At 66.9% G+C, this 1,261-nt stretch carries 1 protein-coding gene and 1 pseudogene; both read left to right on the forward strand.

Features of this window, described 5'->3' with window-relative positions; genetic code table 11:
- Positions 1-216 (forward strand): annotated as a pseudogene (locus tag AC3WRI_RS32850) (chemotaxis protein); the annotation flags it as partial.
- Between the two features lie 101 nt (positions 217-317).
- A partial coding sequence (locus AC3WRI_RS32855) for an MCP four helix bundle domain-containing protein (RefSeq protein WP_492295012.1) occupies positions 318-1,261 on the forward strand: 944 nt, incomplete at its 3' end.

The raw sequence follows: 1,261 nt of genomic DNA on the forward strand, positions 1-1,261 counted from the left end.
GTCAACCAGGCCGTGGCGCAGATGGACGAGGGCACGCAGCAGAACGCGGCGCTGGTGGAAGAAGCCGCCGCCGCCGCCGGCTCGCTCGAAGAGCAGGCCATGCACCTGCGCGACGCCATCGCCACGTTCCGCGTCAGCATGCAGGCCGAGGTGCGTCCGCAGCGCCTGCCGGCCCATGCGCGTGCCGATGCGGCCCAGTCACTGGCACAGGCCTAGTCCGAATCAAAGACGAGGCAGGCGCGGAGCACCGGCCTGCATGCGTACAAAACGGGTGCGGCACGCCGCGCCCGAGGCTTCAGTTACAAGGGGGAGTTGCTATGCATTGGTTCAATCAATTGCGCGTCACGACCAGGCTGGTTGCCGGATTCCTGGTCGTTGCCGTGATCGGCGCCGTGATGGGGCTGCTGGGTGTGGTCAACATGGGGCGCATGGCCGACTGGACCGGCAAGATCTACAACGGCGACCTGCAGGCGCTGAAGGCCGTGCAGGACGCCAATATCAACCTGGTCTATGCCAGCCGCGCGCAGATCGGGCTGCTGTCGGCATCGACCATGGGCGAGCGGGCGGCCGAGAAGGAGCAGATCGTGAAGTCGCTCGGCGCCATGGACGAGCGCATCCGCCAGGTCGCTGGCGCTTTCGAGAAGGCCGAGGGCAAGGCACTGGTCAAGCAGTACCAGGAGCTGTCGCCGGCGTTCCGCGCGCGCATGGAGAAGTACGTCGAACTGATCAGCAAGCAGCCGCTGGATACCTCGCAGTTTGAAAGCCAGGTGTTCTCCGAGAGCGCCGAGCTGCTCAAGGACAGCCATGCGCTGGAAGCGGTGATGTTCCAGATGGTCAAGCGCCGCGACGACCGCGCCCGCAACAACATGGAAGAAGCGCGCAGCGTTTACGACGCGACGCGCCTGTGGATGCTGGGCCTGGTGCTGGGCGGCGTGGCGTTGTCGGTGCTGCTGGGCGTGCTGCTGGCGCGGGCGCTGTCGCGCCAGCTGGGCGGCGAGCCGGGCTATGCCGCCGCGATTGCCGCGCGCATTGCCGAAGGCGACTTCTCCGCACCGGTGGCCACGCGCGCAGGCGACAAGGGCAGCCTGGTCTATGCGATGCAGCAGATGCAGCAGCAGCTGTCGCGCATGGTGCGCGATTTCAAGGTGTCGGCCGAATCCATCGGCAGCGCCTCGCGTGAAATCGCCGCGGGCAACAACGACTTGTCGCAACGCACCGAGCAGCAGGCGGCAGCCCTGGAGCAGACGGCGTCGAGCATGGA

The sequence above is a fragment of the Cupriavidus sp. FW305-27 genome, assembly GCF_058787995.1.